Origin of the sequence: Burkholderia sp. WP9, assembly GCF_900104795.1 — a bacterium.
In the GTDB taxonomy this organism is placed as follows: Bacteria; Pseudomonadota; Gammaproteobacteria; order Burkholderiales; family Burkholderiaceae; genus Paraburkholderia.
Window position 1 is genome coordinate 1,519,432 of sequence record NZ_FNTG01000001.1, and the last position, 21,159, is coordinate 1,540,590.

A 21,159-nucleotide genomic window follows, 5' to 3' on the forward strand; every position below is an offset into this window, starting at 1 on the left:
TTAATCCAGAGGCGCTCAACATGTCGTTTTCCCCAAGCATTGCAGGGTTATCCGGGCCTTTGTCGGCTCTTTCCGACTCGCTCACCAATGTGCCCGAGAGCGCGTTCGCACGGCTCGGCAGCGTCTTTATGACGCGTCTGCCCGCGGCGCCGCTCAGCGCGCCGTACGTGGTCGGGTTCTCCGCTGAAACCGCCGCGCTGCTCGGATTAGAGCCCGGTCTCGAGAACGATCCGGGCTTCGCCGAGCTGTTCTCCGGCAACGCCACGCGTGAATGGCCGGAGCAGGCGCTGCCTTACGCGTCGGTGTATTCAGGCCACCAGTTCGGTGTGTGGGCGGGCCAACTCGGCGACGGCCGCGCGCTTGGCCTCGGCGAGGTCGAACATAACGGCCGGCGCTTCGAGCTGCAGCTCAAAGGCGCGGGGCGTACGCCCTATTCGCGCATGGGCGACGGCCGCGCGGTGTTGCGTTCGTCGATCCGCGAGTATCTATGTTCGGAAGCGATGCACCACCTCGGCATTCCGACCACGCGCGCGCTGTGCGTGATCGGCTCCGATCAGCCGGTGCGGCGCGAGACGGTCGAAACGGCCGCCGTGGTCACGCGCGTGGCGCCGAGCTTCGTGCGCTTCGGCCACTTCGAGCATTTCTATTCGAACGATCGCACCGATGCACTGCGTGCGCTCGCCGATCATGTGATCGAACGCTTCTATCCGCATTGCCGCGAAGCCGACGATCCGTATCTCGCGCTGCTGAACGAAGCGGTGATGTCGAGCGCCGACCTGATGGTCGAGTGGCAGGCGGTCGGCTTCTGCCACGGCGTGATGAACACCGACAACATGTCGATCCTCGGTCTCACGATCGACTACGGCCCATTCGGTTTCATGGACGGTTTCGACGCCGGCTACATCTGCAACCACTCCGATTCACAAGGCCGTTACGCGTACAGAATGCAGCCGCAGATCGCTTACTGGAACCTCTTCTGCCTCGCGCAAGGCCTGTTGCCGCTGCTGGGCGAAAAGCATGAGGAAAGCGTGCGCGGCGACAAGGCGATCGAAGACGCGCAGCGCGTGCTCGGCGGCTTCAAGGACCGTTTCGCGCCGGCACTGGAGCGGCGCATGCGCGCGAAACTCGGCCTCGAAACCGAACGTCCCGGCGACGACGCCCTCGCCAATCGCCTGTTCGAAGTGATGCACGCCAATCGCGCGGATTTCACGCTGACCTTCCGCAATCTGGCGCGCGTATCGAAGCACGACGCGAGCGGCGACGCCTCGGTGCGCGACCTGTTCCTCGACCGCGCCGGCTTCGACGCGTGGGTGAACGACTATCGCGCGCGGCTGTCCGAGGAAACACGCGACGACGCCGCCCGCGCCATTGCAATGAACCGTGTGAACCCCAAATTCGTACTTCGCAATCATCTGGCGGAAACGGCAATCCGCCGCGCGAAAGAGAAGGATTTTTCCGAAGTGGAACGACTGGCGGCCGTGCTGCGCCGTCCGTTCAACGAACAGCCCGAGCATGAAGCGTATGCCGGGTTGCCGCCGGACTGGGCGAGTTCGCTGGAAGTGAGCTGCTCGTCGTGACGCGCTGCATGCTGGATGATTTCGCCCGATTGCTGCCGATCGTGTGAAGACACACAGCGAGCCGAATCCGCCGGAGCATCTAGCCGTCCCCAAAAACAAGCCCGAGACAGGAACCCGACCATGAACAAGCCCGACGAACTCAACACCGACGCCCCCGCCGTGCAGAAAGACGACGCCGAATGGCGCAAGCAGCTCTCCGACATCGAATATCAGGTGACGCGCCACGCGGCCACCGAGCGCCCGTTCACAGGCCGCTATCACGACCACTGGGACCGCGGCATCTATGACTGCGTCTGTTGCGGCACGCCGCTGTTCGAATCGGACACCAAGTTCGACGCCGGTTGCGGCTGGCCGAGCTACTTCAAGCCGATCGACGGCGAAGTGATCGCCGAGAAAACCGACCGCTCGCACGGCATGCTGCGCATCGAGGTGCAATGCAAGAACTGCGGCGCGCATCTGGGCCACGTATTCGAAGACGGACCCGCGCCGACCGGCCTGCGCTACTGCATCAATTCGGCTGCGTTACAATTCGAGCCCAAGTAACGCAGCGCGGAGTCCGGCGCGTTGCCGGCCGGCGTCTGCTCAATCGCGCGCACGCCGGCCGCGACACCCTTCATCCAGCTTGCGAGCCGGTCGATCCGGTCGACCCGTTCCGCACCGCGTCCCTATTCTCCGACTCGCTCTCCGATTCCCCGACCAGATAATGAAATTCCTGTTCGATCTGTTCCCGATCATCCTGTTTTTCGTCGCCTTCAAGATCTGGGGCATTTTCACGGCGACGGCAGTGGCGATCGTCGCCACGCTGGTGCAGATCGCATGGGTGGCTTTCCGCCACCGTAAGGTCGACCCGATGCTGTGGGTGAGCCTCGGCGTCGTCACCGTGTTCGGCGGCGCCACGCTCGTGCTGCACAACGACACGTTCATCAAATGGAAGCCGACCGTGCTGTACTGGGCTTTCTCGGTCGCGCTGATCGTCTCGCAACTGGCCTTCAACAAGAACCTGATCGAGGCGATGATGGGCAAGCAGATCACGCTGCCGCATGCGATCTGGGGCAAGCTGAATGTGGTGTGGGCGATCTTTTTCGTGCTGCTCGGACTCGTCAATCTCTTCGTCGCGTACAACTACACGACCGACCAGTGGGTCAATTTCAAGCTGTTCGGCGCAACCGGCTGCCTCGTCGTGTTCATCGTCGGACAGAGTTTGTGGCTGTCGAAGTATATGAAGGAAGAATGACATGTCGAGCAACGCCGATGTATTCATGCACGCTACCACCGCCGAGCGCGCCGCGCTGATCGAGGCCCGCCTCGTCGCCGCTCTCGCGCCGGTCACTTCCATCCAGATCACCGACGACAGCGCGCAGCACGCAGGCCATGCCGGCGCGTCGGCCGGCGGTCATTTCAGTGTCACGATCGTGGCTGCCGCATTTGCCGGCAAGGCCCGCGTGGCGCGGCATCGCATGGTGTATGATGCGCTGGCCGATGCCATGCAGCGCGGCATTCACGCCCTTGCAATCACGGCGTACACGCCCGAAGAATTCGCTTTGTTGCCCCGCTAGGAAAATTTTCGATGACCTTGAAGAAAACCCGCCTCTGGGTATTGCTGGCTGCATTTGCGGCCGCACCTGCATTCGCACAGAACATCGCCGTCGTGAACGGCACGCCGATTCCGAAAGCGCGTGCCGATGCGCTGATCGATCAACTGGTCCATCAAGGCCAGCAAAATACGCCGCAATTGCAAACGGCTGTCCGCGAAGAGCTGGTGAACCGCGAGATCCTGATGCAGGAAGCGCTGCGCCGTGGCTTGCCGAACCGTCCGGACATCAAGGCCCAAATCGCCGTCGCCCAGCAAACCGTCGTGCTGCGCGCGCTGATCGAAGATTTCGTGAAGAACAACCAGCCGACCGACGCCGAAGTCACCGCACGCTACAACGCGCTGATCAAGGACGCAGGCGGCAAGGAATATCACCTGCACCACATTCTCGTGGACAACGAACAGCAGGCCAAAGACCTGATCGCGAAGATCAAGGCCGGCGCGAGCTTCGAAGACCTGGCCAAGCAATACTCGAAGGATCCGGGATCGGGCAAGAACGGCGGCGATCTGGACTGGTCGGACCCGAAGGCCTACGTACCTGAATTCGCGGACGCGGCCACGCATCTGCAGAAAGGCCAGATGACCGACACGCCGGTGCATACGCAATTCGGCTGGCACATCATCCGTGTCGACGACGTGCGCAGCATTACGCCTCCGCCGCTCGAACAGGTGCGCCCGCAGATCGTGCAACAGATCCAGCAGGAAAAACTGCAAGCGTTCGAAGAAGGTCTGCGTAAGAACGCGAAGATTCAGTAAGCGGAGTTGGCCGCTGGATCAACGTGGCGCGTCGCATTAGCGCTTATGCTGATCAGCGGCATTCGAGTCTGCGCAAGGCGCTGTTCGGTCAATGACTGAACAGCGCTTTTTCATTTGGGATTGGGATTGACCGTCCCGGCGTAACCGCCGCACTTACTTGCGCAAGGCTGCGCTCATCTCCGCAAGCGGCATCGCCACGATCGAGTCGAGCAGCCGGACTTCGCCGGCATTCGGCCGCGCGATCTCGTCGACGGCGCGCCGCGTGTCGGCCACACGTGCGTCGAGCGTGACGAGCATGTCATCCAGCAACTTTTCCGAGCCCTTTGGCGCGAGACGAAGCGCCTCGCCGAATGCAAGCATGTTCTTTCTGGACATGTCTGCGAACTGCGTGGCGTCTCCCACCGGCATGGTCAGGTCGCAGCGCGGCCAACGGTCCCGCTGTTGCGGCTGGTAGGTCGGCGTATGGTAGACGACCGTGCTCACCAGATCGTAAAACGGAGCCAGCATGTAGCCGCGAGGGCTGACAAAGAACGAGAGGTTCTTCAGATGCGAGTCGGCGTTGCCAATCAGTACGTTGAAAACCGCCCATCGGAAAACGTCGAGACGCGCCATTGCCCGAGTGCTCGTTTTTTCGATGGCATCACTGAGTACCTGCGCCGTTGCGTTCTGATATTTGAAGCTGCGGTCGTAGTTCAACAACTGCATGGCGTCGACGGTATGCAGTCGCCGAGCCGGCTCGCTGGTCGTGTCACGGTCAAAGCGATCGATCACGTAACAGGCCGAAGGCACGCGCAAGAAATGCGTAGGCGGTACGCGCACACCCATTGCGCGGGCAAGACGCATGCAGAAAAATTCGTTGATCGCCGAGTGGGGATAGCCCGTGCTTCGCATGTCGGGCTTGAGCAGATGCATGGACGGCTCACTCCCCACAGGCTCGAAGAGCGCGTAATCCGGCGCGTCGCCTCGCAAGGTCAGAAGCAGCTTCTGTTGGGCGCCCGCCGCGGACATGCGTTTAGGTGCCGTGGCGGTAAGCGCATGCTGCGGCATGACCTGGATGCGCGCCTCCAGATTCGCGTATGACAAAGGCTGCAGACCGCTCGATGCCTCCTGTTCACCCTCTGCAAGCAGCGTCAAGGCACCCGCCGATTCACGGCCGTAATAGGCAAGCAGCCCCCACGCATCGCTCGCATCGACTTTGGCTTCGCGAGCGAGCGCAATGCGCATTTCCTCTTCCGGCAACAGGTTGTCGAAGAACCATTGCACAGGCCGCTGGCTCGAGGCGTCTATGAAAGGCTGGGCATTCAGCGGGAATGCGGGTGAAAGCGCAAACGCGTCCTCACGACCCAGCCAGTCCTTGTCGTAGGTAAATGACCAGATACCGTTGTCATCGCTGACGGTGCCCACGCGCAGGCCGTTCGCATAGGCGACGAGCGTTCTAGCGGCCATGCGTAGTCCGCCTGCGATGAAGCGCCTTGGTGGCCGAGCCTGGGGGAATGTCCACGGAAACTTGCGCGCGCAGCCTGATGCCCAGTTCGCTGAGGAGATGCAGCACCTTGCCGATCTGCGCTGTGGGCTTACCGGCCTCGATATGCGTGATGAACTTGGGAGACAGACCCGTCGCAATGGCGACGTCGTCGCGTGTCAGCCCTTGGGCGAGCCTCGATGCCCGGACAAGATCGCCGAGCGCCGTCATGTCGTCAATGAAAACGTCGGATTGCGGCACTGTCACCCCTTTGTACGTTCGTACCCGCTCGGGAACATTATGCCACGGTACAAGGGTGTCGACCTGATTTCGTACCCGAGCGGGTACGAAATGGCGTATTAGCGGCTTATGCGTCGATTTCGTACCCGATCGGGTACGAACAGCAGAAGATTGTGGAGCGCACGCCTTTCACGTACCAGAGCGGATACGCGGCGGGTGTCGCTCGTCTTTCTCATTAATGCGGCAAGGCGGGCGGCGCGGGCCCGCACCGGCTTGCTCGCGCCACGGCGGCGCAGCCGCCGCGGCGCGTCACATCATCAACCCAGCCAGCGGCGCGCGTTCTGGAATACGCGCATCCACGGGCTCGCGTCAGTGCCGCCCTCGCCCCAGCCTTCCGGATGCCAGCTCATCTGCACCGCGCGATGGACGCGCTCGGTGTGCGGCATCAGCACCGTGAAGCGACCGTCCGGCGTCGTCACCGACGTGATGCCGTTCGGCGAACCGTTCGGGTTGAACGGATACTGCTCGGTCGCCTGACCACGGTGATCGACATAGCGCATCGCCACCGCGACCTTCGACGCATCGCCTTGCTGCGAGAAGTCCGCGTAGCCTTCGCCGTGCGCGATCGCCACCGGAATGCGCGAGCCTTCCATGCCGTTGAAGAAGATCGACGGGGATGCCTGCACTTCGACCAGCGAGAAGCGCGCTTCGAATTTCTCCGACTTGTTGCGCGTGAACTTCGGCCACGCTTCAGCACCCGGAATCATCGAGGCGAGGCTGCTCATCATCTGGCAGCCGTTGCAGATGCCGAGCGCGAACGTGTCTTCGCGGCCGAAGAACGCGGCGAACATGTCGGCCAGTTGCGCGTTGAAGCGGATCGCCTTCGCCCAGCCTTCACCGGCGCCCAGCGTGTCGCCGTACGAGAAGCCGCCGCACGCCACCGCGCCGGCGAAATCCGCCAGATTGGCGCGGCCGGTCAGCAGGTCGCTCATGTGCACGTCGTGCGCGTCGAAGCCGGCACGGTCGAATGCGTAAGCCGTTTCGAGGTGCGAGTTGACGCCCTGCTCGCGCAGAATCGCCACACGCGGACGCGCGCTTCTGCCGATGAACGGCGCGGCGACGTCTTCCGTCGGATCGAAGCTCAGCACCGGCGTGATGCCAGGATCGGCCGCGTCGGCGAGCGCCTCGTATTCGGCGTCGGCGCAAGCCGGGTTGTCGCGCAGCCGCGAAATCCGCCAGCTCACTTCGCTCCACGTGCGATGCAGTTCGGTACGCGGCGCTTCGTAAATCTTCTTGGCGTCGCGATAGATTTCGATCGTGTCGCGCTCGTTGATCTTGCCGATCACATGCGAGCACGCCGACAGGCCATGTTCGCGCAGTGCGCCCAACACCGCGTCACGTTCGGACGCGCGCACCTGAACGACCGCGCCGAGTTCCTCGTTGAACAACGCGCGGATCGTGCGGTCTTCGCGGCGGCCGCTGGTCTGCTTCGCCCAGTCCTTGGCGTCGCCGTAATCGGATTCATGGGTCGGATCGAGCACCAGCATGTCGACGTTCAGCGACACGCCGACATGGCCCGCGAACGCCATTTCGCACACCGTCGCCCACAGGCCGCCGTCCGAACGGTCGTGATAGGCGAGCAGCTTGCCGTCCTGGTTCAGCGCCTGGATCGCGGCGAAGAAACGCTTCAGGTCTTCCGGATCGTCCACGTCCGGCACCGTGTCACCGACCTGCTGCGTGACCTGGGCGAGAATACTGCCGCCCAGGCGATGCTTGCCGCGGCCGAGGTCGATCGCGATCAGCACCGATTCGCCCACGTCGCTCGCGCGGCGCAGTTGCGGCGTGAGATGGCGGCGCACGTCTTCGACCGGCGCGAACGCCGAGATGATCAGCGAGACCGGCGCGACCACTTCCTTCGCGACGCCGCGGTCTTCCCACTTGGTGCGCATGGACAGCGAATCCTTGCCGACCGGAATGCTGATGCCGAGCGCCGGGCACAATTCCATGCCGATCGCCTTGACCGTGTCGTAAAGCGCGGCGTCTTCGCCCGCTGCGCCGCACGCGGCCATCCAGTTTGCCGACAGCTTGAGCTTGTCGAGCGACGCGATCGGCGCCGCCGCGATGTTGGTCACCGCCTCGCCGACCGCCATGCGGCCCGACGCCGGCGCGTCGATCACGGCGAGCGGCGTGCGCTCGGCCATGGTCATGGCTTCTCCACGGAAGCCCGCATAGTCCATGGTGGTGATTGCGACGTCGGCCACCGGGACTTGCCACGGGCCGACCATCTGGTCACGCGCGGTCGTGCCGCCCACCGAGCGGTCGCCGATCGTGATCAGGAACGACTTGCTCGCCACCGTGGGGTGACGCAGCACGCTAGTCGCCACATCCGACAGCGCGAGGCCGGTGACGTCGACCGGTTCGAGCTTCTGCTCGACGCGTTTGACGTCGCGATGCATGCGCGGCGCCTTGCCGAGCAGCACTTCCATCGGCATGTCCACCGGCTGGTGCGCCGCGTCGTCGTTCAGTTCGGAGTCGATCAGCTTGAGTTGACGCTCGGCGGTGGCCGTGCCGATCACGGCAAACGGGCAGCGCTCGCGCTGGCACATGGCTTCGAAGGCCGGCAGATCGGCCGGCGCGATGGCCAGCACGTAGCGTTCTTGCGCCTCGTTCGACCAGATTTCGCGCGGCGATAAACCGCTCTCTTCCAGTTGAATCTTGCGCAGGTCGAAGCGCGCGCCCTTGCCGGCGCCGTCCACCACTTCCGGGAAGGCGTTGGAGAGACCGCCCGCGCCGACGTCGTGAATGCTCAGGATCGGGTTCTTCTCGCCGAGCTGCCAGCACGCATTGATGACTTCCTGCGCGCGGCGTTCGATTTCCGGGTTGCCGCGTTGGACCGAATCGAAGTCGAGTTCAGCGGTGTTCGTGCCGGTCGCCATCGAACTCGCCGCGCCGCCGCCCATGCCGATGCGCATGCCCGGACCGCCGATCTGGATCAGCAGCGAGCCTTCCGGCAGATCGTGCTTGTGCGTGTGCTGGTCCGAAATATTGCCGATGCCGCCGGCGATCATGATCGGCTTGTGATAGCCGCGCACCAGACCCGCGACATTCTGCTCGTAAGCGCGGAAATAGCCGCCCAGGTTGGGCCGGCCGAATTCGTTGTTGAACGCGGCGCCGCCGAGCGGGCCGTCGATCATGATCTGCAGCGGCGAAGCAATGCGGTCGGGCCGGCCATAGGCTTCGTGCTTGTCGTCCGGATTGCGGTGCGCGAGCGGCTGTGCGGCGTCGCGCGCGTTTTCCCACGTCTCGACGCCGTCCGGCAGTTCCAGATTCGACACCGTGAAGCCCGCCAGACCCGCCTTCGGACGCGCGCCGCGGCCCGTCGCGCCTTCGTCGCGGATTTCGCCGCCCGCGCCGGTCGCGGCGCCCGGGAACGGCGAGATCGCGGTCGGGTGGTTGTGCGTCTCCACCTTCATCAAGGTGTGCGTGAGTTCGGTGCTGCGGCGATAGTGCTCCGGCAATTCGCTCGCGCCGAGGTCGGCCGGCGTGCGCGGGAACCAGCGCTCGGCCATGCCGCCCGCCATGATCGCCGAGTTGTCCGAGTAGGCGACGATCGTGCCTTGCGGATTGAGCTTCTCGGTGTTGCGGATCATGTTGAACAGCGAGATGTCCTGCTTTTCGCCGTCGATGGTCCAGTCCGCGTTGAAGATCTTGTGGCGGCAGTGTTCGCTGTTGGCCTGCGCGAACATCATCAGTTCCACGTCGGTCGGGTTTCGGCCGAGCTTCGTGAACGCGTCCACCAGATAGTCGATTTCGTCCTCGGCGAGCGCGAGGCCCAGTTCCGTGTTCGCCGCCACCAGCGCGCCGCGGCCCTGGCCGAGCACGTCGACGGTTTGCAGCGGCTTGGCCGGCAGTTCGTCGAACAGGTGCAGCGCGTGGTCGCGCGACGGCGACACGCTCTCGGTCATGCGGTCGTGCAAGGCTGCCGCGACGGCCGCGCGGGCTTCGTCGGAAAGCGCCTTCTTGCCGCCCAGCAGGCCGCTTTTCAGCGTGACCGTGTACTCGACGCCGCGCTCGATGCGGCGCACCTGCGTGAGGCCGCACAGATGCGCGATATCCGTTGCCTTGCTCGCCCACGGCGACACCGTGCCGAAACGCGGCACCACGAGGAAGGTCTCGGCCGTGCCGCGCTCTTTGGTTTCTTCGAGCGGATCGCCGTAGTGCATCAGCGCTTCGATCTTCGCGTTGTCTTCAGCGGAGAGCGGCGTCTGGGCGTTGACGAAGTGCAGATATTGCCCGCGCACGCCGGTGATGTTCGGATCGATGCGCGTAAGCGTTTCGAGCAGGCGGGTTTGACGGAAATCGGAAAGGGCCGAAGCGCCGGGGAAACACGAGAAGTGGGCCATGGACTTGACGTTGCGTCGCTAATGATGCCGATGAGTGATGCCGATGAATCGCGCGTGAAGGCGACGTGAGGCGGAACGGAAGTCCGAGATTATACCCCGGGAACGGGCTTCCGGCGGCCACGCGGCGTGTCCGGGCGGCCGGCGGCCGCGTGCTTGCGAATGTGTTCTTCCGATACGACATCCCGTCGACGTGCCGATGCTTTAATCGACGCGCAAGTGGGGCAATTCATTCGCCCGGACGCGTCGGCGGGGCTGCGTGATGCGCGAACCCGCCCGCGGCGCGAACCGCAAACTCATCTGAACAGGCATGTCATGAACGTGAACCGCTATGGCAGTACCCATCAGACTTCGCATCCGCTGGCCTTGATGCAGCCGCCGCGGGGCATGGCCGCAGCACCCGCGCGGCAGGCGCCTCGCATCCATGCGCCGGACGAGACGCTGCGTGCGCCGGTTGGCAATGCGCCGGACTGGGCTCCACACGGCAAGACGGACGACCGGGCACCGAGGGTTGGAGGCGGGGCTGAGCCGCTTGAGCGCATCGCCGGTACGGCGGTGCCGTATACGCTGGACGGTTCGGGTGAGCGGGCCCGGGACACCAAGGACGCAAAAGGCAATCCGGTTCGCGACACGTGGGACGCGGACGGCAAGCACACCCGCGACAGCGTGGACGCCAAAGGTGCCCCTATTCACGACACGTGGGACTCGGACGGCAAGCACACCCGCGACAGCGTGGACGCCAACGGCGAACACATCCGCGAGAGTTGGGACGCAGACGGCGAACACATCCGCGAGAGTTCGAACGAAAGCGGAAAACATGTTCGCGACAAATGGGATTCGAGCGGCAACCATATACGCGACACTTGGGACGCGAACGGAAACCACATCCGTGACGTCTGGGACCTAAACGGCAAGCACAAACGCATCGCCTGGCACGAAAAGCCCGACAACATACCTCCTTCGATGGACGCCGAGGGTCTCACGCCCGAACCTGCGGGCCACACGATGCCTCCACCCGTGGCCGGCGGCGCTCCGGCGTCATCGCCACTCCCGGGTAATGGCGACGGCGGCAGCGAGCTGCCGGCAACTGGCGGCGGCCAGCCCTCAGCGCCAATCGGCAACGGTGGTGGTCAACCCTCCGCGCCTATCGGCAACGGTGGTGGTCAACCCTCCGCGCCTATCGGCAACGGCGGCGCCCAACTCCCCACGCCCACAGGCGATAGTGGCGGCCAGCCCTTCATGCCCACAGGCGGCGATAGTGGCGACATCCAGGCGCCCGACAACAACAACGACCACACCGACTACGATCAACCGGCCCCCGGCTCCGCGCAGACCCCGGCGCTGATCGGATTCACGCCGGCGCAAGGCGGCATAGTGAACCGCGCCTATCAACACGTGAAGCGCATGATCGACAGCGCGCTCGACAAGCTCGAATCCGGTCATCCGGACAGCAACTTTGCGCGCTGGTTCGGCAGCCCGACTCAGCGGAACGTGCAGAAAGTCGAACAGGTCTTCACCCGCATGCAGCACGCCATGTCGCACGACCGGTTCACCTTCGTCCTCGGCGCGGCGCACGACAACTCGGAGCTGGCGCACGTGCAATCCAGTTCGCCGCATCAGATCAACCTCAAACCGCATTTCTTCGATCACGCGTTCGGCACCAACACGCCGGAAGCGACGATCGCCCATGAGTTGAGCCATTTCCCGTACATCGGCAACACCAAGGATCACCTGTATGGTCCGGCCGCCGTCGCCGGCCTCGCGGCGCGGAACAGCGACATAGCCACCGACAACGCCGAAAACTACGGCATGTTCATTCGCGCGCAGGCAACGGCATGAGCCTCTGAGCAGCACCGGCACTCGCCGCGGCCGCGACGGATCACGAAGGACGACGACGCATCCCGTGCGCTCCCGTGCCCTCGCCGTTGCGCCCGCCGCGGCCGGAGCCCGCGCCGCGCGCGTGGCAGGCGGGCCGGTTTGACTGCTATCATTCGCCCTTTCACCAGATCGGCGCGGACGGCCCGAGCAGGCCGGGCAGCGCGCCGCATGTCACGCTCAACGGGAATACGCCGCTTCGGCGCCCCGTCGGCAAATCGAATCAGAACATGGATGTCATCGTCATTGGCGGCGGGATTGCGGGCGTCGCCACCGCTTATCAACTGCGCGCGGCCGGCCACCGGGTATGCGTCGTCGAGCGCCACGCCACTGTCGCGCAGGGCGCGACCTACGGACACGGCGGCACCGTCCTGCCCACCCCGCTGGACGTCTGGTTCGGCCCGACCTTCATGGCGAGCCGTCAAAACGCCAAGAACGGCGTAGTCAATAAAACCGGTTTCAACGGACCGGCGCGCCAGCTGGTCAAACAACTCGCCGAACTGCAAGACCCCGACGCCTTCGGCCATCAATTCGGACTGCTGCGACCGCTGATCGAGCTGTCGCGCGACACCATGGCCGACATGGAAGCGCGCTTCGGGCTCGAGTTCGAACAGGCAAGCGGCGTGCTCTATCTGGTGCGCTCTGAACAGGAGTGGCAACAGACGCGGCCGGCCCTCGGCCTGCTCCGGCTCTTCGAAGTGCCGCACCACGAGTTGACACCCGAGCAATGCGCCGCGTTCGAGCATTCCGTACGCACGGAGCCGGAATTCGCGGGCGGCGTGCTGTTCGACCAGGAGCGCACGGCCAACTGCCCGCTGTTCACGAAACTGATCAAGCAGACGCTGGATACCCAGGGCGACGTCCAGTTCATGCTGGGCTGCGAAGTCTCCTCGATCCGCCTCGAAGGCCAGCGCGCCGCGGTCGAGTTGGCGCCGCGGCCGGGCGCGGCATCCCGCTCGCGCGAAGTGGATGTGATCCACGCCGACGCCGTGGTCGTGGCCGCGGGCCACGGCAGCCTGCCTCTTCTCGAGCGCCTTGGCTTGCGGCTGCCGCTGCATCCGCTGCGCCTGCACACGCTGGTCGCACCGATCGCGCATGAGGAATGCGCGCCGCACGTCGCCATCGTGGACGCGGTGAAGCGGATCGCGATCAGCCGGATGAACCATCGCCTGCGAATCGCGGGCGGCGCGGTTTTGCAAAGCGCCGGCCAGATCGACAAGCCGCTGGGCGAAGCCGTGACGAAAGAAGCGCTCGCCCTGCTCGGCCAGGCCACGCACGACTGGATTCCGGGCGCGGCGCGCATTTCCGCGGCCTTGCCGTGGGAAGGCGCCAAACTGCTGTCGCCGGACGGCTTGCCGGTGATCGGCAATGCGCTGCATCCGCGCCTTTTCGTCAATGTCGGTCACGGCCCTGCGGGCTGGGGCCTCGCCTGCGGGGCCGGCAAACTGGTTGCCGACCTGATTTCAGGCGGCACGCCGGACGTTCCCGCGGACACGCTGGCCGCATTGCGCGCGGACCGCTTCCATTGAACGAGGTGGGCGCGCGCATGAGCGGGCCGCTTCCACTGACTGTGAGGCGGGCGCGCGCATGAGCACGCCGCAAGAGGCGCCCGCCGGGCGCCTATCGGCACTACCATAGCGATTCCCAAGCTTTCTCACCTGGCTCCAGGTGAACCGCCGAGCCCCGCCATGACAGATGCCGATCACACGCCGCCAACGCTCATCAGCCCGCACAACCGCGCATTGCCGCTACTGACGCTGACTGATCTGCGAATCGCGGAATCCCAGGCGGCGACAGCGTTGCCGCAGCACACGCTGATGTCGCGCGCCGGGAAATCCGCCGCGAGCTTCCTGCAGGAGCAGATCACCCGCGACACCTCGATCGGCAAATCCAGACAGAAGGTGTGGCTCATCGCGGGGCCGGGCAATAACGGCGGTGATGCGCTGATTCTCGCGACGGAACTGCACGAAGCCGGCATTGCCGTCGAACTGTGCATGCCGGTCGAAGTAAAACCGGACGACGCCCGCTGGGCTCTCGATACGGCGCGCGCGGCGGGCGTCGCGATCACCGCAACAGTGCCCGCCTCGCTCGACGGCTATACGTGGCTCGTGGACGGCATGTTCGGCATAGGTCTGACACGTCCGCTCGAAGGTGTCTTCGCGGACGTCGCGCGCCGCCTCTCGCAACGAACAAAAACACGCCCCCGCAAAGGCGGCGTGCTGGCGCTCGACGTGCCGAGCGGACTGGACAGCGACACCGGCACGGTCGTAGCCAATGGCGACGGCGCCGCCGTCCATGCCACGCATACGATCACCTTCATCGGCGCCAAGCCGGGACTCTTCACCGCGCAAGGCCGCGACCTCGCGGGCGCGGTCACTGTCGCGCCGATCGGCGTGGACACCAGCGGCCGTACGGCCGTCCAACTGAACGCGCCCGAACTCTTCGCCGCCTATTTGCCGCCACGTGATTTCGCGACCAACAAGGGCAGCTTCGGCAGCCTTGCCGTGGTCGGCGGCGACACCGGCATGTGCGGCGCGCCGATTCTCGCTTCGCGCGCGGCGCTTTACAGCGGCGCGGGCAAGGTACACGTCGCGCTTCTGGGCGAAGGCGCCCCGCCCTACGACCCGCCGCACCCCGAACTCATGCTGCATGCGATCGACGCTCTACCGCTCGATCAGATGGACGCGCTCGCAGTCGGCTGCGGCATGGGTCATCGCGACCGCGCCACCCAGGTCATGCACGACGTGCTGCGCCTCGACGTGCCCAAGCTGTTCGACGCGGACGCGTTGAACCTGATCGCGAAAGATCCCGCGCTCGCCGCCGAAGTCACCGCGCGCGGCGTACAGGGCGACCCGTGCATCCTCACGCCGCACCCGCTCGAAGCCGCGCGCCTGCTCGGCACCGACGCGCCGGGCGTGCAGCGCGACCGCCTCACCGCGGCACGCGCGCTTGCCGCACGCTTTGCCAGCGTCGTGGTCCTGAAAGGCACCGGCACGGTCGTCGCGGCACCGGACGGCCGTCTCGCGATCAATCCGACCGGCAACGCCGCGCTCGCGACGGGCGGCACCGGCGACGTGCTCGGCGGCATCATCGGCGCGCTGCTCGCGCAACATCTGCCGCGCTACGAAGCGGCGCTTGCGGGCGTCTATCTGCACGGCCTCGCCGCCGACACGCTGAGCGCACAAGGCCACGGTCCCGCGGGCCTGACCGCGGGCGAACTGGCGCCGATGGTGCGCACCTTGCTGAACCGTCTGTTCTATCCGGCAGCGGAGTCCTGAAAGCGTTCGTCCCAACCTATGGGCGCACCGTCCAAAGCGCTGCCGCCCGTCACGCAACGCCGTTATACTGACTGACTGCGCCGCGCGTCGGAGCAAGCACGGGTGACGACTAAGTTTCCCCGAAATTTCGGCCGAAGCTTCGCCGCCACCCGCGGCGAACCCGGCCGCGCGGCATCGCTCTAACAGCATCGTTGCATCATCCTCGGCAGCGCTTCACGCGCGCGCCTTTCTTCGTGCCCCTTGGTTAGACGGACGCTATGACCCAGAACTCGCTCCCCTCCTGGTCCTCGCTGCAAACGCATTACGAGAAGATTCGCGATGCGCACCTGCGCGACTGGTTCGCCCCCGAGAACGATCCCGCTCCTACCCGTGCCGAGCGCTTTGCGTTCGCGGGCGGCGGTCTCGCGGCCGATTTCTCGAAGAACCGCATCACCGACGAGACGCTGAAACTGCTCGTGCAACTCGCGCGCGAAGCCGGCGTCGAAAAACGCCGCGACGCCATGTTCGCGGGTGAAGTCGTCAACCCGACGGAAGGCCGCGCCGCGCTGCACACGGCACTGCGCGCCACGGATCCGAAAGCGCCGTTCTACGACCAGATTCAGGCCGAGCGCGCCAAGATGGCCGCGTTCGCCGATCAGGTGCGCAGCGGCGAGTGGAAAGGCTATACCGGCAAGCGGATTCGCTACGTGGTGAACATCGGCATCGGCGGCTCGGACCTCGGGCCGAAGATGGTCGTGCACGCGCTGCATCATCTGGCCACGCCGGAGATCACCACGCACTTCGTGTCGAACGTCGACGGCGCCGATCTGTACAACGTGATGCAGCAGATCGATCCGGAAGAAACGCTCGCGATCATCGTCTCCAAGACCTTCACCACGCTCGAAACCATGACCAACGCGCGCTCGCTGCGCGACTGGTTCGTCGAGAAAGGCTGCCCGGAAAGCGCGCTGGCGAAACACTTCGTCGGCGTGTCGGCCAATCCCACGGAGGTGGTCAAGTTCGGCATCGCGAAAGAGAACGTGTTCGAGATGTGGGACTGGGTCGGCGGGCGCTATTCGTTGTGGTCGGCGGTGGGGCTGTCGATCATGATCGCGATCGGACCGCAGCAGTTCGGCGAACTGCTCGCGGGCGCCAACGAGATGGACCAGCATTTCCGCGACGCGCCGCTCGAAAAAAATCTGCCGGTGCTGCTCGGCATGATCGGCATCTGGTATCGCAACTTCTTCGGCTCGCAAAGCTACCTGGTCGCGCCGTATTCGGAAGCACTGCATTTCCTGCCCTCGTATCTGCAACAGCTCGAAATGGAGAGCAACGGCAAGTCCGCGCGCCTCGACGGCGCGATGGTCGACTATCCGACCGCCGCGGTGACGTGGGGCGAACCGGGCACGAACGGTCAGCATGCTTTCTTCCAGATGCTGCACCAGGGTCCGACGATCGTGCCGATCGATTTCATCGCCGTGTTGACGCCGGAGCATCCGCTCGTCAGCCATCATCCGAAGCTGCTCGCCAATTGCTTTGCGCAGAGTGAAGCGTTGATGCTCGGCCGCACGCTCGAGGAAGCGAAGAAAGTGGCCGGCGCGGACAAGCCGGAGCTGGCGCCGCACCTTGTGTTTCCGGGTAACCGCCCGACCAGCACGCTGCTGGTCGATGCGCTCACCGCACGTTCGCTCGGCGCATTGATTGCGTTGTACGAGCACAAGGTGCTGGTGCAAGCCTCCGTGTGGGATATCAACCCGTTCGATCAATGGGGCGTCGAGTTGGGCAAGATCCTCGGCAAGGTGGTCGAGGCTGATCTGACCGCGCCGAGCGTCGATGAAAAGAAGCATGACTCGTCGACGTCCGCGTTGATCGCGCGGGCACGCGCGGCGTTGAAGAAGTGACGGTGAGCGGCACGGCGCATCGCGCCGTCTAGTCGGTGAAGAGCCGGTGATGAATTTGCGCTGAATGTGTTTCGACTCTGCGCTGAAGCTGTTCAGTGCGCTCACCTGCCGACACAGTAGCTTCCGCAATGAAAAAGCGGGCCCCTGTGGCCCGCTTTTGCTTTGGCAGCGACGCCCGTTGCGCCCACGGCTCGCTCACACGAGACGCCCCGCCTCGATCGTTACCGTCGTATCGCAGCGGCGCGCCAGTTCGATGTCATGCGTGACGAGAATCAACGTCGCGCCGTTCGCGCGGTTCATTTCGAACATCAGATCGATCACCGCGTGACCAGTGGCCGCGTCGAGACTGCCGGTCGGTTCGTCGGCGAACAGGATCGCCGGATGCGTGACGAACGCACGCGCGAGCGCCACACGTTGTTGCTCGCCACCCGACAGCAGCTTGGGGTAGTGACCGGTCCGCTTGCCGAGGCCCACCTGCTCCAGCAAGCCACGCGCACGCGTCGCAGCTTCGCGGGTGCTGATGCCGCCCTGCAGTTCCAGCGGCAAGGTGACGTTTTCGAGCGCCGTTAAATGCGGCATGAGTTGAAACGACTGGAACACGAAACCGACGGAGCCGCTACGCAATGCGGCCTGCTCGTCTTCGTTCAGCTCGCCGAGTTCTCGGCCGAGCAGCCGAACCGAGCCCGAACTCGCGCTGTCCAATCCTGCGAGCAAGCCGAGCAGCGTAGACTTGCCCGACCCGGATGCACCGACAATCGCCACACTGCTGCCGGCAGCGATAGCAAGATCGATGTCGTCGAGAATCGTCAGTTCGCCCGTTGCATCCTTAACCTTCTTGCACAAACCCCGCACTTCAATGACTGGATCAGTTTTGTTTAGCATGGTGAAGCGTAGGTTGAAAGTGCGTGCCATGACGTCTCGCGCCACGGCGCTGACGAAGGCTTGCGGCTGCACCGTGATGGCCGCCACCCTGTTTTCAGCGAGCTTCGCGGCCCGGGCCGCCAATGCGCCCGAACCGGTCAAGCCGGTGATCGTCGTGCTCGGCGACAGCATCTCCGCCGAATACGGCCTGCCCCGCGACACTGGCTGGGTTGCGTTGATGCGCCAGCGCCTCACCGACGAGCGAATCGATTATAGCGTCGCCAATGCGAGCATCAGCGGCGACACCACGAGCGGCGGACGCGCCCGCTTACCCGCGCTCATGCAGCGCCTGAAGCCGAGCATCGTGATCGTCGAACTCGGCGCCAACGACGCATTGCGTGGCGTGCCGCTTTCCACCACCGAAGACAACCTGCGCACGATCATCGAGCAGGCTCAGCAAGGTCACGCGAAAGTCGTACTGATCGGCATGTATGTGCCACCCAATTACGGCCCCGACTACACGCAAAAGTTCCACGGCCTGTACGGCGAGTTGTCGAAGCAACTGCGCGTGCCTCTTGTGCCGTTTCTGCTTGCCGGCATCGCCGACAAACCGGAGATGTTCCAGGCCGATCAGATTCATCCCACCCAGCAGGCACAGCCAGTGCTACTTAACAACGTGTGGCCCGCAGTCAAGCCACTCCTTCGCACAAGTTCGCCGCGCTGAAAAGCCTGCTAACAACTTGTTTCCAGAACTTCGGGAACGCGGATCGGTAAGTTCTCTCTGACACTTTCGTAATCCCGTGTAGCCCGGCTCGATTTTGAGCGACTTTTGAGGAGATAACGTGAAATATTTACCGTTAATCGCTTTGACCGTGGCAATTTCCGCCTGTGCCGCTCAACCGCCTGCTGGCGTTCAGTCCGTTGGGCAAAGCCAGCAGCCGCCTAAGGCTGTTGCCACCTGCATCGCGCAAAAATGGGCAGACAGCTCGCAGCAACAAGTCGTGTCGCAAGACACGCTGGCTAACGACCAAGCCATGGATGTGTATGTTCCGGGTCAGCAGCCGCCTAACGGCGCCGCCGCTGTCGTACGTCCTTCGTACACCGGCAAGGGCACGTGGGTCGGCTTCCGCGCCAATGGCGCCGCAGGCAGCGACGCCACGAGTGCAATCAGCGGCTGCCTGTAACGCGCTGCTGCCAACCGTTTGACGAGCTTGCACTCGTCAAATGAAAAAGCCCCGCCATAGCGGGGCTTTTTTGCGTGTGCGCGTAGGTTTACGCGTGGGCGTTACTCGCCGCTTGCTTGCGCATTGCTGCTGTCGAGCGAACCGTAGAACTTCACCTTGGAACGCGCGCGCACTGCTGCGACATACGCCTCTGCTTCAGATTGCGCATCGACCTGCGCGATCTGTTGCTGTGCTGCGGCCAAACGCTGCGGATCGACCGTCGTGCCGGCTACCACCGCGTTCACACGATAGATCGCATAGCCGTCGTCACCCAGATCCACACCGACATAAGCGGGCAATTTTTGCGCGTCCGCCTTGTAGATTGCACTCAATGCCGCCGGCGGCACGCCCTGTGCGTCGTTGCGCGATACCTTAAGAGACGACGAGAAGCCCGTGGTTGCCTTCGACTTCTCGAACTCGGCGAGTTTGGCCACGCCGTCTTTGTGAGCCGCGTCGTTCGATTGAACCGCGATCACCTTTTGACGCACGGCGTCCTTGACGGCCTCGAGCGACGGCACCGCTGCCGCCTTGTAGTCAGTCACGCGCGCCGCGATCAACGTATTGCCGCCGACGTCGATGGCCTGCGTGTTGTTGCGCGCCGTCACCGCGTCGTTCGCGAACACCGCGGCGAGGAATTTCGCGTTGTTCAGCGGGCTGTCAGGTGCAAGCTTCGGGTCCGGCTGCGGCGTGACCGTAGCTGTTTGCAATTGCAGCTTGTACTTGTCGGCAGCCGGCTGGAGGCTCTTCGCCTTTTCGTAGACGATCGACGTGAAGCCTTCTGAATCGTCGCTGAAAGCCTTGCTTGCCAACTGCGTCTTCAGGTCTTTCGAGATCTGATCTTTCACTTCGTCGAACGGCTTTGTAACGGCCGGCTTCACGTCCGTCACCTTGACGATGTGATAGCCGAAATCGGTCTGCACGATGCCGCTGACTTCGTCTTTCTTCAGCGCGAATACAGCGTCGTCGAACGCCTGGCCGCCTGCGATCATGCCGCGGCCGAAGTAGCCCAGATCGCCGCCCTTCGACGCCGAACCCGGATCCTGCGAATTCTGCTGCGCGATCTGCGCGAACTGGTCCGGATGCGCCTTGATCTGCGCGAGCAACTCCTCGGCCTTCTGCTTCGCCTTGGCCTTGTCGGCCGCGCTCGCGTCTTTCGGCGCTGCGATCAGGATGTGGCTCGCACGCACCTGACCGTCGGTACGGTAGTGCGCGATGTTGTCGTCGTAGAACTTTTTCAGGTCGGCGTCGCTCGGCTGCACGGAAGCGGCGAGCGTTGCCGGCGACATCACGAGATACTGGATCGTGGCGGTGGCCGGCGTGGCGAATTCATTGGGATGCGCGTCGTAATACGCTTGCAGTTGCGCGTCGGTAGGCTGCACCTTCGCCGCGTAATCGCGCGGATGGAACGCGATGCCCTGCACTTCGCGCTGCTGTTCCGCGAGTTCGGTCAGATGCTGCGCGAGCGTCTTCGACGTGAACGCACTGCCTTGAATGCTGGCCGGCAACTGCTGCGTGGCGATGCTGTAGCGCACGCGTTCGTCGTACTGGTCGGGCGTCATGCCTTGCATGGCGAGCAGCTGCTTGTAGCGGTCGACGTCGATCGTGCCGTCAGGATTCTTCAGCGACGAGATCACCGGATCGTTGAGCAGCACGCGACGCACGGCGTCGTCGGATGCGGTCAGGTGCAGGCGCTGCGTTTCATCGGCCAGCACACGCTGTTCGATCAGGCCGTCGAGCATCTCGCTGCGACGCTCCGGCGTGTCGAACGACTTCATGTCGAACTGAGCGCCGAGCATCTGACGGGCACGGTCGAGTTGCTGACGCATCGCGTTATCGTATTCAGCGCGCGTGATCTTGTGACCGTTGACGCTCGCGACGTTTGCACTTTCGTCAAAGAAGCCGCGAAAGCCCTGAATACCCACAAAACCCAACCCCGGCACAATGACGAGGATGAGCATAAACATCATCAGGCGTTTGTGATTGCGGAAAAAATCGAGCATGCGTGAGGAGTGCCAA

The 21,159-nt window shown here is 64.2% G+C and carries 16 protein-coding genes; 11 read left to right on the top strand and 5 right to left on the bottom strand.

The window, feature by feature from the left end; all coding sequences use genetic code 11:
- The first annotated feature begins 20 nt into the window (after nt 1-20).
- The 5 genes from BLW71_RS06805 to BLW71_RS06825 all read left to right on the top strand — a co-directional run bounded on the left by BLW71_RS06805 (nt 21) and on the right by BLW71_RS06825 (nt 3,924).
- Nucleotides 21-1,577 (top strand): protein adenylyltransferase SelO, encoded by a 1,557-nt coding sequence (locus BLW71_RS06805; RefSeq protein WP_091794357.1) that lies wholly within the window; start codon nt 21-23, stop codon nt 1,575-1,577.
- A gap of 120 nt (nt 1,578-1,697) precedes the next feature.
- Nucleotides 1,698-2,120 carry a peptide-methionine (R)-S-oxide reductase MsrB gene (gene msrB / locus BLW71_RS06810; RefSeq protein WP_091794360.1) on the top strand — a complete coding sequence of 141 codons (423 nt, stop codon included), beginning with the start codon at nt 1,698-1,700 and terminating at the stop codon, nt 2,118-2,120.
- A gap of 160 nt (nt 2,121-2,280) precedes the next feature.
- Nucleotides 2,281-2,811 (top strand): septation protein A, encoded by a 531-nt coding sequence (locus BLW71_RS06815; protein ID WP_091794362.1) that lies wholly within the window; start codon nt 2,281-2,283, stop codon nt 2,809-2,811.
- A gap of 1 nt (nt 2,812) precedes the next feature.
- Complete coding sequence (locus BLW71_RS06820) at nt 2,813-3,133, top strand: BolA family protein (RefSeq protein ID WP_091794364.1); 321 nt, start codon at nt 2,813-2,815, stop codon at nt 3,131-3,133.
- Nucleotides 3,134-3,144: 11 nt separating this feature from the next.
- Complete coding sequence (locus BLW71_RS06825; RefSeq protein WP_091794366.1) at nt 3,145-3,924, top strand: peptidylprolyl isomerase; 780 nt, start codon at nt 3,145-3,147, stop codon at nt 3,922-3,924.
- A gap of 153 nt (nt 3,925-4,077) precedes the next feature.
- Here the strand turns inward: BLW71_RS06825 and BLW71_RS06830 are convergent, their stop codons facing one another.
- The 3 genes from BLW71_RS06830 to purL all read right to left on the bottom strand — a co-directional run bounded on the left by BLW71_RS06830 (nt 4,078) and on the right by purL (nt 10,029).
- Nucleotides 4,078-5,370, bottom strand: a complete 1,293-nt coding sequence (locus BLW71_RS06830; protein WP_091794368.1) for a HipA domain-containing protein — start codon at nt 5,368-5,370, stop codon at nt 4,078-4,080.
- Nucleotides 5,360-5,647: a helix-turn-helix domain-containing protein gene (locus BLW71_RS06835; protein WP_408292838.1), complete on the bottom strand. Its 288-nt coding sequence runs from the start codon at nt 5,645-5,647 to the stop codon at nt 5,360-5,362. The genes BLW71_RS06830 and BLW71_RS06835 overlap by 11 nt, the downstream gene beginning before the upstream one ends.
- A gap of 296 nt (nt 5,648-5,943) precedes the next feature.
- Complete coding sequence (gene purL, locus BLW71_RS06840) at nt 5,944-10,029, bottom strand: phosphoribosylformylglycinamidine synthase (RefSeq protein ID WP_091794370.1); 4,086 nt, start codon at nt 10,027-10,029, stop codon at nt 5,944-5,946.
- Nucleotides 10,030-10,341: 312 nt separating this feature from the next.
- Between purL and BLW71_RS06845 the strand changes: the two genes are divergently transcribed.
- The 4 genes from BLW71_RS06845 to pgi all read left to right on the top strand — a co-directional run bounded on the left by BLW71_RS06845 (nt 10,342) and on the right by pgi (nt 17,059).
- Nucleotides 10,342-11,865 carry a M35 family metalloendopeptidase gene (locus BLW71_RS06845; RefSeq protein WP_091794372.1) on the top strand — a complete coding sequence of 508 codons (1,524 nt, stop codon included), beginning with the start codon at nt 10,342-10,344 and terminating at the stop codon, nt 11,863-11,865.
- Nucleotides 11,866-12,131: 266 nt separating this feature from the next.
- A complete protein-coding gene (locus BLW71_RS06850; RefSeq protein ID WP_091800543.1) occupies nt 12,132-13,430 on the top strand; it encodes an FAD-dependent oxidoreductase in 1,299 nt (432 codons plus the stop codon).
- Nucleotides 13,431-13,589: 159 nt separating this feature from the next.
- Entirely contained in the window at nt 13,590-15,179 is a 1,590-nt protein-coding gene (locus BLW71_RS06855; RefSeq protein ID WP_091794374.1) for an NAD(P)H-hydrate dehydratase, read from the top strand.
- Nucleotides 15,180-15,436: 257 nt separating this feature from the next.
- A complete protein-coding gene (pgi, locus tag BLW71_RS06860) occupies nt 15,437-17,059 on the top strand; it encodes a glucose-6-phosphate isomerase (protein ID WP_091794376.1) in 1,623 nt (540 codons plus the stop codon).
- Between the two features lie 195 nt (nt 17,060-17,254).
- Here the strand turns inward: pgi and BLW71_RS06865 are convergent, their stop codons facing one another.
- Nucleotides 17,255-17,941, bottom strand: a complete 687-nt coding sequence (locus BLW71_RS06865) for an ABC transporter ATP-binding protein (protein ID WP_091794378.1) — start codon at nt 17,939-17,941, stop codon at nt 17,255-17,257.
- A 28-nt stretch (nt 17,942-17,969) separates the two neighbouring features.
- Between BLW71_RS06865 and BLW71_RS06870 the strand changes: the two genes are divergently transcribed.
- Together BLW71_RS06870 and BLW71_RS06875 are read left to right on the top strand one after the other, a co-directional pair.
- The gene (locus BLW71_RS06870) at nt 17,970-18,644 is read left to right on the top strand and encodes an arylesterase (protein ID WP_177204985.1); all 675 of its coding nucleotides are present in this window, start codon (nt 17,970-17,972) and stop codon (nt 18,642-18,644) included.
- Nucleotides 18,645-18,762: 118 nt separating this feature from the next.
- Nucleotides 18,763-19,104 carry a hypothetical protein gene (locus BLW71_RS06875; RefSeq protein WP_091794382.1) on the top strand — a complete coding sequence of 114 codons (342 nt, stop codon included), beginning with the start codon at nt 18,763-18,765 and terminating at the stop codon, nt 19,102-19,104.
- 101 nt (nt 19,105-19,205) lie between these two features.
- On the opposite strand, the gene BLW71_RS06880 is transcribed toward BLW71_RS06875, so the two are convergent.
- Nucleotides 19,206-21,143 (bottom strand): SurA N-terminal domain-containing protein, encoded by a 1,938-nt coding sequence (locus tag BLW71_RS06880; protein ID WP_091794384.1) that lies wholly within the window; start codon nt 21,141-21,143, stop codon nt 19,206-19,208.
- Between the last annotated feature and the right edge of the window lie 16 nt (nt 21,144-21,159).

Excerpts from the sequence above, each read along its gene's own strand:
- BLW71_RS06805 (WP_091794357.1), top strand. The coding sequence starts at position 21 with ATGTCGTTTTCCCCAAGCATTGCAGGGTTATCCGGGCCTTTGTCGGCT.
- msrB (WP_091794360.1), top strand. The coding sequence starts at position 1,698 with ATGAACAAGCCCGACGAACTCAACACCGACGCCCCCGCCGTGCAGAAA.
- BLW71_RS06815 (WP_091794362.1), top strand. The coding sequence starts at position 2,281 with ATGAAATTCCTGTTCGATCTGTTCCCGATCATCCTGTTTTTCGTCGCC.
- BLW71_RS06820 (WP_091794364.1), top strand. The coding sequence starts at position 2,813 with ATGTCGAGCAACGCCGATGTATTCATGCACGCTACCACCGCCGAGCGC.
- BLW71_RS06825 (WP_091794366.1), top strand. The coding sequence starts at position 3,145 with ATGACCTTGAAGAAAACCCGCCTCTGGGTATTGCTGGCTGCATTTGCG.
- BLW71_RS06830 (WP_091794368.1), bottom strand. The coding sequence starts at position 5,370 with ATGGCCGCTAGAACGCTCGTCGCCTATGCGAACGGCCTGCGCGTGGGC.
- purL (WP_091794370.1), bottom strand. The coding sequence starts at position 10,029 with ATGGCCCACTTCTCGTGTTTCCCCGGCGCTTCGGCCCTTTCCGATTTC.
- BLW71_RS06845 (WP_091794372.1), top strand. The coding sequence starts at position 10,342 with ATGAACGTGAACCGCTATGGCAGTACCCATCAGACTTCGCATCCGCTG.
- BLW71_RS06850 (WP_091800543.1), top strand. The coding sequence starts at position 12,132 with ATGGATGTCATCGTCATTGGCGGCGGGATTGCGGGCGTCGCCACCGCT.
- BLW71_RS06855 (WP_091794374.1), top strand. The coding sequence starts at position 13,590 with ATGACAGATGCCGATCACACGCCGCCAACGCTCATCAGCCCGCACAAC.
- pgi (WP_091794376.1), top strand. The coding sequence starts at position 15,437 with ATGACCCAGAACTCGCTCCCCTCCTGGTCCTCGCTGCAAACGCATTAC.
- BLW71_RS06865 (WP_091794378.1), bottom strand. The coding sequence starts at position 17,941 with ATGCTAAACAAAACTGATCCAGTCATTGAAGTGCGGGGTTTGTGCAAG.
- BLW71_RS06870 (WP_177204985.1), top strand. The coding sequence starts at position 17,970 with ATGACGTCTCGCGCCACGGCGCTGACGAAGGCTTGCGGCTGCACCGTG.
- BLW71_RS06880 (WP_091794384.1), bottom strand. The coding sequence starts at position 21,143 with ATGCTCGATTTTTTCCGCAATCACAAACGCCTGATGATGTTTATGCTC.